This window comes from Brevundimonas sp. FV1ye28 (genome assembly GCF_058681135.1).
This window is the reverse complement of sequence record NZ_CM178731.1, coordinates 1516945-1533753: the sequence shown is the minus strand read 5'-3', so window position 1 is coordinate 1533753 and position 16809 is coordinate 1516945. Positions and strand designations below refer to the sequence as shown.

12 protein-coding genes and 1 tRNA gene are annotated in these 16809 nt (G+C 66.6%); 7 read left to right on the top strand and 6 right to left on the bottom strand.

The features are described from left to right. The first annotated feature begins 26 nt into the window (after positions 1-26). From ftsA to ACW171_RS07595, 7 genes are all read left to right on the top strand, one after another. On the top strand, positions 27-1352 hold the full coding sequence (ftsA, locus tag ACW171_RS07625; protein ID WP_492096473.1) for a cell division protein FtsA: 1326 nt from the start codon (positions 27-29) through the stop codon (positions 1350-1352). Between the two features lie 181 nt (positions 1353-1533). Beyond that, positions 1534-4791, top strand: a complete 3258-nt coding sequence (locus tag ACW171_RS07620) for a TonB-dependent receptor domain-containing protein (protein WP_492096472.1) — start codon at positions 1534-1536, stop codon at positions 4789-4791. A gap of 255 nt (positions 4792-5046) precedes the next feature. Further along, entirely contained in the window at positions 5047-6615 is a 1569-nt protein-coding gene (gene ftsZ, locus ACW171_RS07615) for a cell division protein FtsZ (protein WP_492096471.1), read from the top strand. Between the two features lie 184 nt (positions 6616-6799). After that, entirely contained in the window at positions 6800-7699 is a 900-nt protein-coding gene (gene lpxC, locus ACW171_RS07610) for a UDP-3-O-acyl-N-acetylglucosamine deacetylase (protein WP_492096470.1), read from the top strand. Between the two features lie 429 nt (positions 7700-8128). Continuing rightward, a complete protein-coding gene (locus ACW171_RS07605; protein ID WP_492096469.1) occupies positions 8129-9562 on the top strand; it encodes a M20/M25/M40 family metallo-hydrolase in 1434 nt (477 codons plus the stop codon). 10 nt (positions 9563-9572) lie between these two features. Then, positions 9573-9657, top strand: a tRNA-Leu gene (locus tag ACW171_RS07600). Between the two features lie 218 nt (positions 9658-9875). Then, positions 9876-10379, top strand: coding sequence for a winged helix-turn-helix transcriptional regulator (locus ACW171_RS07595; protein ID WP_492096468.1), 504 nt, complete (start codon positions 9876-9878; stop codon positions 10377-10379). Here the strand turns inward: ACW171_RS07595 and ACW171_RS07590 are convergent. The 6 genes from ACW171_RS07590 to ACW171_RS07565 all read right to left on the bottom strand — a co-directional run bounded on the left by ACW171_RS07590 (position 10376) and on the right by ACW171_RS07565 (position 16516). Next, on the bottom strand, positions 10376-10942 hold the full coding sequence (locus ACW171_RS07590; RefSeq protein ID WP_492096467.1) for a hemerythrin domain-containing protein: 567 nt from the start codon (positions 10940-10942) through the stop codon (positions 10376-10378). The genes ACW171_RS07595 and ACW171_RS07590 overlap by 4 nt on opposite strands. Next, positions 10935-12140 carry a tRNA 2-thiouridine(34) synthase MnmA gene (gene mnmA / locus ACW171_RS07585; RefSeq protein WP_492096466.1) on the bottom strand — a complete coding sequence of 402 codons (1206 nt, stop codon included), beginning with the start codon at positions 12138-12140 and terminating at the stop codon, positions 10935-10937. The genes ACW171_RS07590 and mnmA overlap by 8 nt, the downstream gene beginning before the upstream one ends. Positions 12141-12247: 107 nt before the next feature. Beyond that, positions 12248-12532: a CtrA inhibitor SciP gene (gene sciP, locus ACW171_RS07580; protein WP_271085516.1), complete on the bottom strand. Its 285-nt coding sequence runs from the start codon at positions 12530-12532 to the stop codon at positions 12248-12250. A gap of 173 nt (positions 12533-12705) precedes the next feature. Further along, positions 12706-14160 (bottom strand): flagellar hook-basal body complex protein, encoded by a 1455-nt coding sequence (locus tag ACW171_RS07575; protein ID WP_492096465.1) that lies wholly within the window; start codon positions 14158-14160, stop codon positions 12706-12708. A gap of 12 nt (positions 14161-14172) precedes the next feature. Beyond that, positions 14173-14919 carry a flagellar hook assembly protein FlgD gene (locus ACW171_RS07570; RefSeq protein WP_492096464.1) on the bottom strand — a complete coding sequence of 249 codons (747 nt, stop codon included), beginning with the start codon at positions 14917-14919 and terminating at the stop codon, positions 14173-14175. A gap of 4 nt (positions 14920-14923) precedes the next feature. Further along, positions 14924-16516, bottom strand: a complete 1593-nt coding sequence (locus tag ACW171_RS07565) for a flagellar hook-length control protein FliK (protein WP_492096463.1) — start codon at positions 16514-16516, stop codon at positions 14924-14926. Positions 16517-16809 lie beyond the last annotated feature (293 nt).

Genomic DNA, 16809 nt, shown 5'->3' with positions numbered 1-16809 from the left:
ATACAAGAGTAGAGGGCGGCAAGCTTATGGCGGGCAAGAAGGCGGATACGACGACGGACGCGGGCCGGGCGGCCAATCGCGCCCCCGTGGTCGCGGCGCTGGACCTGGGTCAGTCCAAGGTCGCCTGCTTCATCATGAAGCCTGACGGCGTACGTCATGCCGACCGCACCATCCGTGTCGCCGGCGCTAGCCACGTCCAGTCCAAAGGCGTGCGCGGCGGGACCATCGTCAACATGGACGAGGCCGCACAGGCCATCGGCCACGCCGTGGAACGGGCCGAGCGAACGGCCGGCGCCCCGGTCTCGGGCGTCATCGTCACGACCGCGATCGGCCAGATGGCCAGTCACCGGGTCCAGGCCCGCGTCTCGCTCGGCGCCAACCCGGTCGGAGACGCCGATCTGGCCCGTGCCATCGGCATGGCCCTGGCCCAGATCCGCCTGCCGAACCGCCGTCCCATCCACGTCCTGCCGATCGGATGGTCAGTCGACGGCGCGCGCGGCGTCCATGATCCTCGTTCGATGCGTGGAGGCTCGCTTGGGCTCGACCTGCTGGTCGTTTCGATGGCGGAAAGCGCGTTCGCCTCGCTCAGCCACTGCCTCGAACTGGCTCACCTCGACCTTCAGGGCGTGGCCGCCGCGCCGGTCGTCTCTTCGCTCGCTTCCCTGGAAGAAGACGAGATGGATCTGGGCTGCGTCTGCATCGACATGGGCGGCGGCTCGACCTCCGCCGCCGTCTGGGGCGGCCGGTCGCTGCTGCACATCGAGTCGCTGAACGTCGGCGGCGATCACGTCACCTCCGACATCGCGCGCGGTCTTTCGACGTCCAAGGCGGGCGCCGAACGTCTGAAGACCCTGCATGGCTCGGCCATGGCCAGCGCCAACGAGGATCGTGAAATGCTGGAGGCCCCGCCGCGCGGCGAGGACGCCGACGCCGGACCGGTCATCGTCCCTCGCGCCATGCTGAAGACAGTAATCGCGCCGCGTGTCGAGGAAACGCTGGAGTTGTTACGCGATCGTCTTAGAAACGCCGGCGTGGGCCTGGAGCCGGGCGCGGGCCTAGTTCTGGTCGGCGGTGGAAGCCAGCTCAACGGTGTGCGCGAGCTCGCGGTCCGCGTCTTCGACCGACCGGTTCGCCTCGGTCGGCCACAAAGGGCGCCGCATTTGGCCGACTCGGCCGCTGGCCCCGCCTTCTGCTCGGCGGCGGGCGTTCTCCTGCGCGCCGCCTACGGCCCCAGAGAAGCCGTTTCCGCCAGGAAACTAATGTCGCGACAAATCAGCGCTGCCGATGCACCCAAGGTTCAGGGCGGAAATCTCGTGGCGCGGGCCGCAGGCTGGCTGCGCGACAACCTCTAGGATTCTGAACGCTGTTCTGCGCTGTGTCCGTGGTGTGTCCGAAGTGTAACAAATCCGAGTTCGGTTTGCCGCAGTCGCGCCGCAATGGTTGCTCCTTCCCCAATCTCTGACTAGCAACGGCTCGAACGTTCAGACTCGCAGAAGTCTGCCGTGCGTCATTCAGTCATCGGGGCCAAGCACAATGCTAACCACTCGCAAGTATCTCTTTGGAACGACCGTCCTCGCGGGCGTTCTGACTATGTCGGCTCCGGCCTTCGCCCAATCGACCCAGCCCGCTCAGGACGAAGAATCCACTCAGGTTGAAGAAATCGTCGTCACCGGTTCGCGTATCCGTCGTGACCCGACGACCGCCCCGACCCCGCTGATCCAGGTCACGCGCGAGACCCTGCTGACCTCGGGCCAGAACACGGTCATCGACTATCTGGCGACCATCCCGGCCCTGTCGAACTCGCAGGTTCCGTCGGACACCACCGGCTCCCTGAACGCCGGCGGCCTGTCGCTGCCGAACCTGCGCTCGCTGGGCGCCGGCCGCACCCTGACGCTGGTTGACGGTCGTCGCCACGTCGGTTCGCCGCAGGGTTCGCTGGCCGTCGACGTCGACACCATCCCCCGCCTGCTGATCGAGTCGGTCGAGATCGTCACGGGCGGCGCCTCGTCGGTCTACGGCGCCGACGCCGTCTCGGGCGTGCTGAACTTCGTCCTGCGCAAGGACTTCGAAGGCCTCGAAATCGACGGCCGCTGGGCTCAGCTCAACGACGGCGGCCAGGACTCGGGCCGTATCTCGGTTCTGGCCGGCAAGAACTTCTTCGACGACCGCCTGAACGTCTACGCCTTCGGTGAGTACGAGACCCTGGACGAAGTCCTGGCTCCCGACATCGACTGGCTGGCCGATGGCTGGGGCCTGGTCGGCCGGGACGCCGATCCCGCTGCCGCGCCGTTCGACGGTGTCGCCGACAGCCAGCTCTACCGCGACCGCCGCGGCCTGCAGCTGCTGCGTTGGGGTCAGGTCACCCTGGCCAACAACTACCAGCCGAGCGCCCTGGATAACCCGAACATCGTTCCGACCTCGCGCTGCACCGGCACGTCCATCACGACCGCAGGCTGCTTCGGGGTCGCTCCCGGCTCGACCTACGTCTTCGAAGGCACGACGGCTCGCACCGCCAACTTCGGCGACTGGGTCGCCCAGACGGGTACGAACCGTACCGTCAACGTCGGTGGCGACGGTGAAAACCCGAACACCATCTTCAACGTCGACTCGACCCTGCCGAAGTCCGAGAGCGCCCGCTTCCAGGTCGGCGCCAACTTCGCCATCACCGAGAACATCAACCTGTACGCCGAAGCCAAGTACGTCGACGAGACGACCGATCTGGCGACCGGCTACTCGTTCGGCGACATCTACATCTCCGACAGCCTGTCGGCGACCAACTCGTCGCAGATCCTGAGCACCTCGGCCTATACGACGCGGACCGACAACGCCTTCATGCCGGCCAACCTGGCCGCCGCGATCCGCGCCAACCGCGTCACCACCTACGGTAACGCCACGGCGACTTCGCCGGCCCCGATCACCGGTACCGCAGCCGCTCCGTTCGCTCGCTACACCGCCTGGCTGGTCGACCGTCCGCAGCACAACGAACGTCAGCTGCAACGCTACGTCATAGGCCTGAACGGCAACGCCGGCGACGTCTCGATCTTCAAGAACGTCGACTGGGACATCGGCTACACCTACGGCCGCGCCGACAACCACAACGAGGAGAACGGCCTCAACATCGCGCGCTTCTCCTACGCGATGGACGCCATCCGCAACGCCTCGGGCCAGATCGTCTGCCGCGTGCAGGCGCTGACTGCCAACGGCGGCACGGTCACCAACCGCAACCCCAACGTCGGCGGTACGCTCAACGCCGCTTCGCCGGACGTCGCTCAGTGCGTTCCGCTGAACGTCTTCGGCCTCGGCAACCAGTCGCAGGAGGCGCTGGACTACGTCCGCGCCGGCCTGGAGTTCGACCAGAAGAACGAGCAGCACGACGCCCTGGCGTCGGTCGCCGCTCAGCTGTGGGACTTCTGGGGCGCCGGCCCGATCGGTGTCGCTCTGGGCGCTGAATACCGCAAGGAATTGACCGAAGGCGGCGGTCGTTCGGCCTCGCTGGGCGACACCTACGCTCAGCTGAACGGCGGCGCCGACTTCGCGCCGGCCGAGTACGACGTCACGGAGTTCTTCGGCGAGCTTTCGCTGCCGCTGTTCCGCGACACCTGGCTGGGCGACTACGCCGAACTGTCGGGTTCGTACCGCACGTCGGACTTCTCGAACTTCGGCAAGAGCGACGTCTACGGCGTCAATCTGGTCTACCGTCCGACCGAAGAGCTGGCCTTCAAGACCAGCCTGAACACGTCGGTTCGCGCACCGAGCCTGGGCGAAGCCTATGCGCCGCAAACCCAGACCTTCCTGCTGTTCACCGACCCCTGCGCCACGGCGAACATCCAGGGCGTCGCCGACACCACGATCCGCAACAACCGCATCGCCAACTGTACCGCTCTGGCGGCTCAGTTCGGCCTGACGTACAACTTCACGGATCCGACGGCCGCCAACGCCTATCGTCCGGAATACGGTTCGAGCGTCGCCGGTCGTAACGGCGGCAACCCGCTGCTGCAGCCGGAAGAGTCGGAATCCTTCACCTTCTCGACCGTCCTGACGCCGAACTTTGCGCCGAACCTGTCGCTGGTCTTCGACTACTACGAGATCCAGATCGACAACGTCATCGCGGCCGTCACGGCCCAGGTCGCCGGCAACAACTGCGTCAGCGGCCCGACCCTGAACGCCGGCGCCTGCGCCACCCTGACCCGTACCGGCGTCGACGACCCCGTCACGCCGCGCGACGATCGCTTCCTGCTGGTCGACTTCATCCAGGGCTCGATCAACTACGCCAAGCGCAACGTCCGCGGTCTGGACTTCACGGCCAACTACCGCTTCGACACCGACGAGATGCTCGGCCGCGACTGGGGTGTCTTCAACTACGCCCTGAACGGTTCGTGGCTGATCGAACAGAAGAACTTCAACAACATCGACAACCCGGGCGACTTCACCGCCCTGGAAAGCACGCTCTTCTATCCGAAGGTTCGTCTGACCTCGCAGCTGAACTACCAGCCTAACGACGTTCTGACCCTCGGCTGGACCATGGACTGGCAGACGGCTCAGGACATCGTCCAGGCCCGTGACTTCGTCGCCAACGCCGACAGCCGCAACGTGGAGTACATGGACTCGGGCAACTTCGCCCGCCACGACTTCTCGGTCAGCTACAAGGTCCGCGACGACCTGACCGTTCGCGGCGCCGTGACCAACGCCTTCGACGCCGAACAGGCCCGTTGGTTGGGTTCGGCTCTCTACTCGAACTTCGACCCCTACGGCCGTCGCTTCTCGGTCAGCCTGAACTACCGTCCCTGGTAAGGGGTTCGGTTAGAACCAAGACGGAAAGGGCGGCCCTCGGGTCGCCCTTTCTTTTTATCCCCTGAACATGCCCAGTCGGCATTATTTGCCGCTACGCTTGGGGATTGGGGTCGTCAGCGGTCCGACTCACGCTATCCGGTAACCTTCCCTTAACGACGATGCGCGATCCTTAACGCGCTCATAACCAATGCGAATCTGCGGGGACTTCGCACTGGACGTTAAAGGGGCAGGGTCGGAACAAAGGTCGGTTTGGAAATGTCTCTCTCGCTCGTGCGGCCCTCGGCCACGGAATTGAAGCCCCGGATCGTCGTCTTCGGCGTCGGCGGCGCCGGCGGCAACGCCGTCAACAACATGATCGACGCCGGCCTCGAAGGGGTCGAGTTCGTCGTCGCCAACACCGACGCCCAGCACCTGTCGTTCGCCAAGACCGATCGCCGCATCCAATTGGGCGAGACGATCACCCAAGGCCTCGGCGCCGGCGCCCACCCCGAAGTCGGCATGAACGCCGCCGAGGAATCCGCCGACGAAATCCATGCGCACCTCGAAGGCGCGCACATGGTCTTCATCACCTGCGGCATGGGTGGCGGCACCGGCACGGGCGCGGCGCCCGTCATCGCCAAATGCGCCCGCGATCGCGGCATCCTGACCGTCGGCGTCGTGACCAAGCCCTTCACCTTCGAAGGCCGCCACCGCATGCGTCTGGCCGACGCCGGCGTCGCCGAGCTCCAACGCTACGTCGACACCCTGATCGTCATCCCGAACCAGAACCTGTTCCGCGTCGCCAACGAACGCACCACCTTCGCCGACGCCTTCGGCATGGCCGACCAGGTCCTGCACTCGGGCGTGCGTTCGATCACCGACCTCATGATCCTGCCCGGCCTGATCAACCTCGACTTCGCCGACGTGCGCTCGGTCATGTCCGAGATGGGCAAGGCCATGATGGGCACGGGCGAGGCCTCGGGCGACGACCGCGCCCTGCTGGCGGCCCAGAACGCCATCGCCAACCCGCTGCTGGACGAGACCTCGCTCAAGGGCGCCAAGGCCGTTCTGGTCAACATCACCGGCGGTCTGGACATGACCCTGCTGGAAGTCGACGAGGCCGCCAACGCCATCTCGGCCGAGGTGGACGGCGACGCCAACATCATCTTCGGCGCCGCCTTCGATCCCGCCCTGGACGGCAAGATCCGCGTCTCGGTCGTCGCCACCGGCATGGACGAGGTAGCCGCCGCCAAGATCGAGCCGGTCGCTCCGCGCCACGTTTCCCAGGGTTCGGCCGCTTTCCAGGATCCGCGTCGCGCCGCCCCGGTGGCCGAGGCCCCGCGCGCTTCGGAACCCGTGCGCCGCGAGGCTGTCCGCGCCGAGGCCGCCTATCGTGCGCCTGAGCCTGCCCCCGTCGTCCCGACCTTCCAGACGCCGGCTCCGGAACCCGTCCGCGCGCCGGAACCAGTTATTCACGTCTCTGAAGAGCGCAACCTGTCGCCCATCGTCGATCCCTGGGTCGAAGAGTTCGAATCCGATCACGGCCGTCAGCCGGCCGTGTCGGCTCGCCCGGACCAGGGCGACCTCTACATGGACCGCACGCCACCGGCACCGCCGGCTCACGCCGAATACGACGAACCGGTCTATGACGATCGCGACCATCGCAAGTCCGGCTGGAGCCTGTTCGGCAAGAAGCCGCGGGCCCAGACCGCCTATGCTCCGGCTCCCACCGCCTCGCGCGCCCAGCCACAGTTGCGCCAGACCGCCCAGCCCCAGCCGGAACAGGCTCCGGCCGTCGAGGACGATCTGGAAATCCCGTCGTTCCTGCGTCGCCTGGCGAACTGATCCGACGCATACCCGCTCGAGACGCTCTGGGGAAACCTGGGGCGTTTTTCGTTGCGGCCAAGGTTACCGAACCGGAAACAATTCGAAACCCGACTTTGGTTTTCGCTGGTCAAACGTCCCGCTAGGGATCGATCTTCCGCTCATGCGCGCCTCCCCGTGCGCCGGGCGTTCAGTGGATTTAGCCTTGCCGCCTCGCAACGATCATCGCGAACGGACCCTGGTCGCCCCTGCGATTTGCGCGGGCGTGGGCGTGCACACGGGTCAACGTGTGCGTCTGGCCATCCGTCCCGCGCCGACCGGGACAGGCATCGTCTTCGTCCGCACCGACATCACCGATCGCGACAACCGCATCCTGGTATCGGGTGACGCCGTGGTCGATGCCAGGCTGAACACCATGATCGAGAACGCGGCCGGGGTTCGCCTCTCCACCATCGAACACCTGATGGCCGCCTTCTGCGCCTTGGGCGTCTCGAACGTGATCGTCGAGGTCGACGGCCCCGAACTCCCCATCCTGGACGGTTCCGCCCTGCCGTTCGTGCGGCTGCTGGATCGCGCCGGCTTCCGCCGTCAACAGGCCCCGGTCCGCTACATCGAGATCCTGGAGCCGATCCACGTCACGGACGGCGACAAGCATGCGGCCCTCTATCCGTGCGACCGTTACGAGATGCGGTTCGAGATCGATTTCGACAACGCGGTGATCGGCAATCAGGTCGTCGATTTCGTGGTCGACGAACAAACCTTCCGCGACGAGATCATGTCCGCCCGCACCTTCGGCTTCGCCCATGAGGTCGAGGCCCTGCGTCAGGCCGGGCTGGCCCGGGGCGGGTCCCTGGAGAACGCCGTGGTGATCGACGGCGATGAAATCCTCAATCCCGGCGGCCTGCGCATGGAACGCGAGTTCGTGCGTCACAAGGCGCTGGACGCCATCGGCGACCTCTACGTCCTGGGCGCGCCCCTGCTGGGCCGCTACGAAGGCTACAAGGCCGGTCACGCGGTCAACAACCTTCTGGTCCGCGCCCTGTTGAACGCGCCTCACGCCTGGCGCGAGGTCGTCCTGGAGCCCCAACTGGCTCAGGTCGGCTAAGGCTTCCCTTCCCTTATTCCGAATTTATTCCTTTCGGTCGGTTGCGCGAACGACTGAGGCTCTCCAGTTTGAGCGCCTGGTCTTTGACACGTCGGATATCCGCCCATGCGGGTTCGTCGTCCGCTATCCACATAGCGGGGCATGCGGACAACGGTCACACTGCGCGACTCTGTCGAGTCTGCAACAGTCTATTTTGGAGTCGCACCGCACGCAGCAGAACGATCGCGGCGCGACTCTGTCGACCTTGCCACTCAGTTTCGGGGTCGAATCCGGTCTCCCTGGCGCGCTGGATTTCCAGGCTTCCACGTCGCTTGGCCGTTCGAAATCTGGCGAGGTGCTGAATCCTCTCTCGATCCAGGGGGAAAACCGCTCCCACTTTTCGGCGTCAGGCTCTAAGGCTCAGGTCCTCTCGTGATCTGGAGTTTCGGCATGTTCGTTTCCGTTCGTCGCTCGGCCCTGGCCGCCGTGTCCGTGCTGAGTTTGGCGACCGCTCTGGCCGCGCCCGCCATGGCCCAGGACGCCGCCACGATCCGTGCCGCCGAACAGGTTCGCGACGCCGCTCTGAACGACACCGTGGCCATGGACTACGTCACCCAGCTGACCACCCGTTTCGGCCCGCGCCCCGCCGGGTCCGCCTCCGAAACCGCCGCTGCCGAATGGGCCGCCGGCTACATGCGCGAACTGGGCTTCAAGAACGTTCACATCCAGCCCTTCCCCCTGGTCGGATGGGAGCGCGGCGAGGAAAGCGCCTCCATCGTGGGCGACAACCCCCAGCCTCTGGTCGTCGCGGCGCTCGGCCATTCCCCCGGCACGCCCGCAGGCGGCATCGAGGCTGAGGTTGCGCGCTTCGCATCCCTCGAAGACCTCCAGGCCGTTCCCGACGGCTCTCTGGCCGGCAAGATCGCCTACATCGACGCGGGCCAGTTGGTCTCCATGCAGTCCGGCGCCGGCTATGGGCCCTTGACCCGCATCCGGGGCGCCGGTCCAGCGGTCGCCGCCCAGAAAGGCGCCGCGGCCTTCATCATGCGCTCGGTCGGCTCCGACGAGCATCGCATGCCTCACACCGGGACGACCCGCTACGTCGACGGTGTCGTGCCTCTGCCTGGTTTCGCCCTCAGCGCGCCGGACGCCGACCAGCTCAGCCGACTGGTGTCCTACGGCGACCCGGTGAGGGTCCGCCTCTCCTCGACGGCCCATACCTATGAGACGACATCGCACAATGTCATCGGCGACATGCCGGGCCGTTCGCGCCCGGAAGAGGTGATCGTCCTCGGCTCGCACATGGACAGCTGGGACCTCGGCACCGGCGCCATCGACGACGGGGCAGGGGGCGCCATCACCATCGCCGCCGCCAAGGCCATCGCCGAACAGGGCCGCACGGCCCGAACCGTCCGCGTGATCCTGTATGGATCCGAAGAGGTCGCCCAGCCGACCGACACCGGCAACGGCGGCGGCGCCTATCTGCGCAGCCTCTCGCCCGAGGACATCGCCAACCACGTCTTCACCGGCGAAAGCGATTTCGGCGCCGACCGCGTCTACGCCCTGCAACTGCCCGTCGGCGCCCAGACCGGCGCCTTCGCCGACGCCGCCAACCGCGTCCTCTACCCCATCGGCGTCCTCCGCTCGAACGTGCCGGAGACCGAAGGCGGTGCCGACATCGGCCCGATCGTCCAGGCCGGCGTCCCGGTCTTCGGCCTGAAGCAGGACGGTCTGCGCTACTTCGACCTCCACCACACCGCCGACGACACGCTCGACAAGATCGACCCCGTCCAGCTCCGTCAGAACGTCGCCGCCTGGGCCGCCCTGGTTTGGCTGGTGGCGGATTCCGACGTTGACTTCAGGGCCGTGCGCCCGGCGGAGTGAGGTCGAAGCCGCGGGCGTGGCGAAACTGGTAGACGCAGCAGACTTAAAATCTGCCGACTTCGGTCATGCCGGTTCGAGCCCGGCCGCCCGCACCAACCGAAACGAGGCCGGCCGCCTCCGTACCTTGCCAGGCCAGCCAGTCTTCAGAACTCTGCAAGGACGTGGGCGGACGCGTTGGATCCGCCCGTGCGGTCAGGAATGCAGGAACGCCACGGGGCCGACTCATAGGTTCGGTACCAAATGAAACTGACCAACAGGGTTCCTTTTGGCAACCCTCTTGCCAAACCGCTGACCCAACGTCACCTTCGTCCTCATGGGAAGAACCGCTGACTATTCAAAACAGAGCTGTTCCATCGCCGCGACGCTCGAGGTGATCGGCGATCCGTGGACGCTTCTGGTCATTCGCGATGCGTTCCAGGGCGTGAAGCGCTTCGAACAGTGGCAGGAGCGGCTTGGCGTGGCGCGTAACGTGCTGGCCGCGCGGCTGAAGACCCTGGTGCAGCACGGGGTGCTGGAACCACAACTCTATTCCGAACGGCCGCCGCGGAACGAATACGTGCTGACGGCCAAGGGGCGGGCCCTGTCGGACGTGCTGATCGTCATGCACGGCTGGGGCTCCCAGCATCTGTACGGCGACGCGGATTCCGGCGTCAGCTTCACCCACAAGACGTGCGGTGCCGAGCTGAAACCGCGCGTGGCCTGTTCCTGCTGCGGCGAGATCGTGAAGCGGCGCGACACCGAGATCCATTTTCACGCCAACCGGCCGACCGTGGCCGATGTCCTGCCCAAGGATGCGGTGGTTGAGGACGCTGCCTAGCCTTTGAAGACGTCCGCGTGGCGGGTGATCAGGGGGACGACGATGTCCTCCTCGTCTTCTAGGTGGCGGCTTAGTGCGGGGGCGGCCGCTTCGAGCGCATCGGCGAGGCGCGAGGCGGCGTCGCCGGCTGTGGGGGTATTGCCGCTGACGCCCTGATGGAAGGCCAGCCCGGTCTGGAACAAGGTCTCCAGATGACCGTGGATGACGTCGTGGTCGCGGTCCAGAAGGTCGATGCCGGCGCCGATACGCGGCTCCACCTGACGCATGGTTGGGAAATAGTGGTGGGTCTCGATGTTGTGGTGGCCGTCCAGGTGCTGGAGGAACTGCTGCAGTGTGGGGATCAGGCGGCGGTGAAGGTCGGGCAGGGCGATGGTCCCCGCGCGCCATTGGGCGGTCAGGGCGTCCATACTGGCGACCTCGCGGCGGAAGCCGGAATGCATCTGGAGCCAGAAGCGGGCCATAGCGGCGACCTCATGGCCGTGCCAGCGGTCGCGGGGCAGGTCGGCGAGCAGGTAGCGGTAGTCCTCCGGCAAGCCGGACCGGGCGTGCAGGTCGTCAGACAACACAGGCCGTCGTGGTCGCGATGAAGCCGCCGCCCAGCAGACGGTCGGGGTCGGCGGGATCGTAGAGGGCGCAGGCCTGGCCGGGGGCGACGCCTTCTTCGCCGGTTTCGAAGACGATTGAGATCGCACCGTCCTTAAGTGTCATGCGGGCGGGCGAGGGCGGACGGGTCGAGCGGACGCGGGCGAGGACCGGAGCATTGGATTCGGCGGCGGCTTCGATGGAGGCTTCGTTGCCCAACCAGTTGGTTTCGTCCAGCGTCAGGGAGGCGGTCAGCAGGGCCTCGCGGGGACCGACGATGACGCGCCGGTTGTCGGGGTCGAGCTTCGTCACGAACAGGGGCTCGCCCACGGCGACGTTCAGGCCCCGGCGCTGGCCGATGGTGTAGTCGGTGATGCCGGCGTGATTGCCCAGCACCCGGCCGTCCATGTGCACGATCTCGCCGGCCTCGCGGCCCTGCGGGCGCAGGCGGTCGATCAGGGTGCGGTAGTCGCCCGACGGGACGAAGCAGATGTCCTGGCTGTCGGGCTTGGCGGCGATCTTCAGACCCAGCGAGGCAGCGACCCCACGCACGGCGGGCTTCTCCAGACCGGCCAAGGGGAAGCGCAGATAGTCGAGCTGGTCGCGCGTCGTGGCGAACAGGAAATAGGACTGGTCGCGCGAGGGATCGATGGCCTTGCGCATCTGGGCCCGGCCGTCGGCGGCGACGGCGCGACCGACGTAGTGGCCCGTCGCCATGGCGGCGGCGCCGAGGTCGCGGGCGACGTCGAGCAGGTCGCGGAATTTTACAGTCTGGTTGCAGCGGATGCAGGGGACCGGCGTCTGGCCCTTCAGATAGGAGTCGGCGAACTGGTCGATGACGGCGTCGCGGAAGCGGCTTTCGTAATCGAGGACATAGTGGGGGATGCCCAGCATCTCGGCGGCGAGGCGGGCGTCATGGATGTCCTGACCCGCGCAGCAGGCACCCTTCTTCTTCAGCGCCGCGCCATGGTCGTAGAGTTGGAGGGTGACGCCGACGACGTTATAGCCGGCCTTCGTCAGCAGGGCCGCGACGACGGTGGAGTCTACCCCGCCCGACATGGCCGCGACAACGCGCGAGCCGACGGGCAGCCCGACGGCCAGACGCGCGCTCTCGACCGCCTCGTCGATGTCGACGGGGGCGATAATCGGGATCGGGCAGACGTCTTCGACCAGGCTCATGGCGCGCATATAGAGGCTAAGGCGCGCGATTTCGAGGCCGGGCCTCCAAACGACAACGGCCGCACCCGTCGCCGGGTACGGCCGTCGTTCGTTCGGGGAGAGTAGGCTTAGGAGCGGTAGTTCTGGATCCGCGTCGTGCGCAGGCCCTGCATGCCCCATTTATCGATCGCCTTCTGCCAGGCGAGGAACTCCTCGGCCGTCAGACGATAGCGCAGAAGCGCATCATCCAGGCTGAGCAGCCCGCCGCGCACGGCGGCCACCACTTCCGCCTTGCGACGGATGACCCAGCGATCCGTATTCTCAGGCGGCAGGTCGCGCATCGTCAGGGGGGTGCCCGTCGGACCGACGACATATTGCTCGCCTTGCTTGTTCACGCGTCGCTCTTGCAACATGGGCTTTTGCCTCATTCACCACCACCAATTGATCGTGAATGTAGCCAAGGGCCGCTAAAGCCGGGTTTAGGGTCGTGGTGAAGGAATGGATAAAATCCACTCCGTCCACGAACGCCGTTTCGGCAGGTTGTTGAGTACTTGTTCATCCAGTTGAACGCCGTGTTACCTTAAGATCAGCGTTTGATGCTGATGAGTTCGGCCAACATCTCGTCCGCGGTGGTGATGATCTTGGATGAGGCAGAATAGGCGCGTTGGGTGGTGATCAGGCCGGTGAACTCCAGCGAAAGATCGACGGTGGAGGCTTCCAGTTGTGAGGCGCCAATGAGCCCAGCCCCGCCGGTGCCGGGAGCCTTGAGGTTATAGGTGCCGGACCCCTGACTGACGCGATAGGCGTTGGCATTGGCCGTCTGCAGGCTGTCGGCGCTTGTGAAAGTGGCCAGGGCGACCTGGGCGACGCGGCGGGTGACGCCATTGTCGAAGATGGCGGTGACGAAGCCTTCGTCGTCGATCTCGATGTTCGACAGGTTGCCGAAGGCGGTGCCGTTGGTGACGACGGCCTGGACGATCGAGTCTGAGTCATACTGGGTCAGGCCACCGGCCGAGGCCGACAGATCGAATGTGATCGTCTGGTCGTCGATGCCGAGCGAGTCTTTCCACTGAGGCGCTGTGGCCGTGCCCACGGTGGCCGGATCGGAGGCTCCAACCGTCAGAGCCGCGGCGGCGAAGTCGTTGAAGAGGTAGGGCGGCGTCGTGCCGGCCAAGATCGCTGCGTCGTTCGCCGTCTTCATATCGGTGATGTTCAGGCGGCCGTCCTGGGTAAACAGGACCAGGCCTGACTTCAGAATGCCGTTGGCCGGCGTCGAGCCGTTCTCGATATCCGTGGCCGGAATCACGTGGACTTCTGAGAGCCATTCGTTGGGGTTGGCGGTCTTGAGGAAGGAGTACGCGATCGTGCGCTGGCCGCCCTTGGAGTCCGACGCCGGGATCGTGATCTGGAAGTCCGGCTTGAAGCCCGTCCCCGCCTCGGCGTCGTAGACCGACATCGAGTTGGTCGCGACATTGTAGGTGGCGATGTCAGGCGAGACGACCTGGCTGGACTGCAGGTTGGCATTCAACTGGGCGCGGGTGGTTGGCTCGGCCGTTCCGCCGACCGAACCGACGTTGATCGACTTCAGCTTGCCGAGGTCGGAGGGATCGCGGGTGATGCCGCCTTCGGAGTCCACCGGCCAGCCCTGCAGATACAGACCCGCCGTATTCTTCAGGTAGCCGAACTCATCCACGCGGAAGGCCCCGGCGCGGGTGAACAGACGGGCGTCGCCGGCGTCCAGACCCTCGGCCTTCTCAGTGGTGACAAAGAAGCCCTGGCCCGCGATGCCGAGGTCGGTCGAAGAGGTCGTGCGTTGAAGCTGGCCGGCCTGCGAGATGTAGTTGCGGGTCTGGCCGAGAACGCCGCCGGCGGAATAGCCCGCGCCTTGGTTCTGTGCATTCACGACGGTCGAGAAATCGACGGCGGTCCGCTTGTAGCCGACCGTGTTCACGTTCGCGATGTTCTGCGAGATGGCGGCCAGGGCGGCGGAGTTGGCGGTCAGGCCGGAGACGCCGGCGAGAAGGGCAGAGTTGATGCTCACGACGTGGGCTCCTTAGGAAAGCAACTTGAGGGGGTTCATGGCGTCGGCGATGCGGGCGGCGAGGCTTTCGTCGTCGCTGTCGTCGGTCGGCGCTTCGGCCACGACGGACTCGTCCAGGCCGATGACGCTGGAAACGGGCACGATCGCGTTGCCGATGGTGAGGTAGGGGACGCCGTCATACATCTCGACGCCGGTCACACGGCCCTTGGTCAGGACCTGGGAGTCGACCGTGGCCGCGCCGTTCTTGGCCGCGACCTTGAGCGAGTAGATGCCGCCGTCGGGCAACTGGCCGCCTGCGGTGGTCTTGCCGTCCCAGACAAAATCGTGGGTTCCGGTGGTGCGGTCCGGCGCAGGTCCGGTCCAAACGACCGTGCCGGTCGAATCCAGCACCTGCAGCGTCGCCTCCGAAGCCGCGGCCCCGAGTTCATAGGACCAGGTCGCCTTGCCTTCATCCAGCTTGGTGACGGCCCAGGCGGCGGTGGCCTCCTTGCCAATGTAGTTGGTGGCGCCGTTCAGGCCGGCTCCCTGCTGGGCCGCGAGGAGACTAGTCAGTAGGTCATTGGTGAGGAGCTGTTGCTCCACGCCCGTCATCTGCGTCAGTTGCTCGGTGAACTGGTTCGAGTCCATCGGCGACAGCGGGTCCTGGTTCTTCAGCTGCGCGGTGAGCAGCGTCAGGAAGGTCTCGAAGTTCGAGACCAGGCTGGCGCGGCTGGTCTCCGTGCGGGTGGTCGCCTGGGTGGTGGTAACGGCATCGACCATCGGTTCAGACTTTCATGTCGACGCGGTCGGGCGTCAGGGTGAGAGGGATCCAGCGGGCGGCCTGAAGCCGGTCGGCGTCGGCTTCCAGACGCGAGGCGGCGCCGAAGGCACGAGCGTTGCGCGGGTCGGGACGGCGATCGAAGGCCGAGCCGCCTTGCTGGCCGGCGGAGGCGTCGCGCTCGGCGAAGGACAAGGCATCGTCAGCGACGGTGAAGCCCGACTCCTGGAGCTGGCGACGAAGCTCGTCGGCGCGGCCGCGCAGTTCCGTGGCGGCCAGCGGATTGTCGAAGGCCATCCTGGCGATGAGCTTGCCGTCGGCGTCGATGTCGAGGCTGACATCCACATTGCCGAGGCCTTCGGGCGTCAGGGCCATTTCGAAGCGGGTCGAGCGCGCATCCAGCTTGCGCACGATCTGGGCGGCGATCTTGGCTGTCGTCTCGATCGTCGCCTGGGAAAGGGTCGAAAGGGCCAGGGAGGCGGCGGCTTCGGTCTGTCGGGCTTCGGTGGTCGGTGCCTGTGCGGCAGGGGCCGTAACCGGGGCATCTTCCGCCGTGAGTGGGGTTGCCGCGAGTTCGGTGACGGCGGCGGAGGGAACGCCTGTCGTCGGAGCGGCCGTAGGGGCGGCAGGAGTCGAAACCCGGGGCGCGGTCGGCTGGGCGGACGCTTCGGTGTCAGCGGAGGCCGCGCTGTTGGAAGCGACATCGAGGCGGCCGGTCTGTGCGCGGTCGATCGCATAACGGGTGCGCGGCGCATCGACGGGAGCGGCGGGGGCTTCCGACAGAGTGCTGGCCTCGACGGTCGCAGTAGAGGCTGCATCCGGGGTGTCGGCGGCATCCTCGGGCGATTGGGGCGAGGCGTTGGTTTCAGCGGCGGGCTTGGCGGGACGTGCGGCCGGAGCAACCACGGCCGCAGCAGGGGGCGCGACCACGGCAGCGGAAGCGGGCGCTAGGGCCTTCGGTTGTTCCGGCTGCTCGGCTTGGACGGTGGGGAGATCCGGGAGATCGGCGGGAGCGGGCACCGGGGCCGGCTTGTCCGAAGCGGTCTCGGCAGCGGCGGCGGCCCCGGCCTTGGCTGCCTTGGCGGCGGTGTCGACGACCGTATCGATCGGGGGCACCTCGGCCGTGACCGTCGCGGGCGTTTCGGCCTTGGCGTCTGCGGTCGGCTCGACGACGGGCGCGGCAGAAGAGGCGGCCTCGGGCACCGGGGCTGTATCGAGCAGCGGCGAGGCCGAAACCTCGACAGGGAGAGAAGGCGCAGGCACCTCGCCCGTCGGAGCGGTTTCGACAACCGCCGGTGCGGCCGGGGTTGGCGTAGCGGCTAGGATGACGGGGGCGGGAACGATGACCTCGACTGCGACGACAGCCGCCTCGTCAGTGGGAACATTCGCGGCGTCGTCTGTCGGGACGTCCTCGGCGGGCGTGGCGTTCGCGTTGGTCTTGTTGGTCGCGGGGGCCGGCGCCTTGGAGGGCGCTTCAGCCGCTGCTGCGTCGTCCAGGACGGAGGCGAAGTCGGCGTCGGACGTCTCCGCACCGCGCTTCGGAGCGGCGGCATGGCCCATGAAGGGCGCGGCAGGAATGGCGAGGCTGGGCGCGGACATACGGCGGCAGGCAATTCACAACTGGAGGACGAGGGCGCCTGCTGCGCCGGAACATTCAGCTGGGCCGTCGCAAGCCTTGGGCCAAGTGCGGCTGGCCGCCTCAATGGCATGTATTTGTTGGGTAAAGGCCCGATCAGGGTCGAGGAGGTACCGGGCGCCGACGACGTTTCTTGCCGCGCAAAAGTCGCTTTTTGCCCGGCGCCTTTCCAAGACCTTTCCGGGTGCGGACCGTCTGCCCGGCTAGGTGGCCCGTCGTTTGCGACGCGAATCGCCATGAGCCAGTCGCGTCCAGT

What these genes read in the sequence shown, in the direction of transcription:
- ftsZ (WP_492096471.1), top strand. Translation starts at nt 5,047, where the DNA reads ATGTCTCTCTCGCTCGTGCGGCCCTCGGCCACGGAATTGAAGCCCCGG.
- ACW171_RS07620 (WP_492096472.1), top strand. Translation starts at nt 1,534, where the DNA reads ATGCTAACCACTCGCAAGTATCTCTTTGGAACGACCGTCCTCGCGGGC.
- mnmA (WP_492096466.1), bottom strand. Translation starts at nt 12,140, where the DNA reads ATGAGCCTGGTCGAAGACGTCTGCCCGATCCCGATTATCGCCCCCGTC.
- ACW171_RS07605 (WP_492096469.1), top strand. Translation starts at nt 8,129, where the DNA reads ATGTTCGTTTCCGTTCGTCGCTCGGCCCTGGCCGCCGTGTCCGTGCTG.
- sciP (WP_271085516.1), bottom strand. Translation starts at nt 12,532, where the DNA reads ATGTTGCAAGAGCGACGCGTGAACAAGCAAGGCGAGCAATATGTCGTC.
- ftsA (WP_492096473.1), top strand. Translation starts at nt 27, where the DNA reads ATGGCGGGCAAGAAGGCGGATACGACGACGGACGCGGGCCGGGCGGCC.
- ACW171_RS07595 (WP_492096468.1), top strand. Translation starts at nt 9,876, where the DNA reads ATGGGAAGAACCGCTGACTATTCAAAACAGAGCTGTTCCATCGCCGCG.
- ACW171_RS07570 (WP_492096464.1), bottom strand. Translation starts at nt 14,919, where the DNA reads ATGGTCGATGCCGTTACCACCACCCAGGCGACCACCCGCACGGAGACC.
- ACW171_RS07565 (WP_492096463.1), bottom strand. Translation starts at nt 16,516, where the DNA reads ATGTCCGCGCCCAGCCTCGCCATTCCTGCCGCGCCCTTCATGGGCCAT.